The organism is Pseudoalteromonas sp. SG44-17, from assembly GCF_014164235.1.
Classification (GTDB): Bacteria; Pseudomonadota; Gammaproteobacteria; order Enterobacterales; family Alteromonadaceae; genus Pseudoalteromonas; species Pseudoalteromonas rhizosphaerae.
Genome location: NZ_JACJEV010000091.1, coordinates 1 through 650, shown reverse-complemented (window position 1 = coordinate 650; position 650 = coordinate 1). Strand labels below are relative to the sequence as shown.

General features: G+C 40.0%; 2 pseudogenes. One reads left to right on the top strand and one right to left on the bottom strand.

From position 1 onward, the window contains the following. Window positions 1-15 precede the first annotated feature (15 nt). Window positions 16-126 (bottom strand): annotated as a pseudogene (locus H5182_RS22455) (TrmH family RNA methyltransferase); the annotation flags it as partial. On the opposite strand from H5182_RS22455, the pseudogene H5182_RS22015 reads away from it, so the two are divergent. After that, window positions 127-543, top strand: a pseudogene (locus H5182_RS22015) (DciA family protein); the annotation flags it as partial. It abuts the pseudogene before it with no gap. Window positions 544-650 lie beyond the last annotated feature (107 nt).

The following is a 650-nucleotide window of genomic DNA, read 5'->3' as shown; positions in this document are numbered from 1 at the left end:
CTTAAAGCTTTTCTTTTATGGCTGTGTCGTATTTCTCTGACGCAGTACTTCAAATAAACAAATACCTGTTGCTACAGATACGTTTAAGCTTGAAACAGTGCCCGCCATTGGGATTTTAACTAACAAGGTAAAAGCCAAGCATTAGATAAACAACAAACTTTATTGAGTGAGTTTTTGGGCGCTAATTTAGGTGGAAAATGTCGCGTTAGTAATTATCGCGATGGTACGCTGATGATTGAGGCGGTATCTGCACCTATAGCACTGCGTTTAAACTACTTAAAAATGGATATGCTGTCACACTTTCGTAGTGCCGGTATGGCAGAACTTGGGCAAATTAAAATTACCGCTAATCCACAAGCCAGCCAACGATTAAGTCCAAATAATGCGTTAAAAACAGCTAACGCCACTCCTGCGAATAAATTAGCTATGAGTGAACAAACCGCTGATTACCTTAATGCGATTGCACAAAGTGCACCACCGTCACTAAAAGAAAAGCTAGAGCGTCTAGCGAGGCATGGTAAAAAACGGAGTTTTTCAAGTTAGTTGTCGCATCAAGTTAAATTTTATGCCGCCCGCACTTCTTCTTTTTTCTCTGGATTCAAATTTACTTCATTGATCATTGTCCAATTTCGAGACTTTCCTGACCAACG